This is a genomic window from Stenotrophomonas sp. GW821-FHT01H02A (assembly GCF_059422145.1).
The window spans coordinates 1-624 of record NZ_JBWKWI010000030.1 but is presented as its reverse complement, the minus strand read 5'-3'; the positions used below and the strand labels follow the sequence as shown (position 1 = coordinate 624).

The following is a 624-nucleotide window of genomic DNA, read 5'->3' as shown; positions in this document are numbered from 1 at the left end:
CTGCTGGACGGCTCGTTCTCCAGCCAGCTGTTCCAGGTCGGCGCCAATGCCGGTCAGGCCATCGCCATCGACAAGGTGGTGGATGCGAAGGCCAATGCCCTCGGCGGCGCCCAGTTCGCCACGGCGACGGTCGCGAAGGTGACCGGCGTTGCAGACACGGACGTTAAGATCGATGCCTTCCAGATCACCGATAGCAAGGGCAACGAAGTCAAGTTCGACGAACTGGTAGTGGCCAGTGTCGGTACGGGCGCCCAGAACGAAGTGGCTGCAGGCAAAGCACTCGCCACCCATATCAACGCCAAGATCGGCGAGACCGGCGTTTACGCAGAGGCAGATGATGCCGGCGTTGTAACGTTGACCTCGGTCAAGGACAGCGTGAATGCTGACGGCGATGCCACCATTTTCAGTACTGACCTGGCGAACACCGGTACGGTCACGATGGGTGCCAAGCAGTTTGCTGAAGAAATCGACATCTCCACCGTCAAGGGTGCCCAGCAGGCGCTGGAAATCGTCGACAAGGCGCTGAGCTCGATCAACAACACCCGCGCCGACCTCGGCGCCATCCAGAACCGCTTCACCTCGGTGGTGGCGAACCTGCAGACCTCGACCGAAAACCTGTCCGCC

General features: G+C 61.2%; 1 protein-coding gene. It reads left to right on the top strand.

Annotated features, from left to right (window positions below; genetic code table 11):
• Window positions 1-624, top strand: a 624-nt coding sequence (locus AC07WC_RS17760) for a flagellin (protein WP_495211172.1), incomplete at both ends; no start/stop codon positions are given.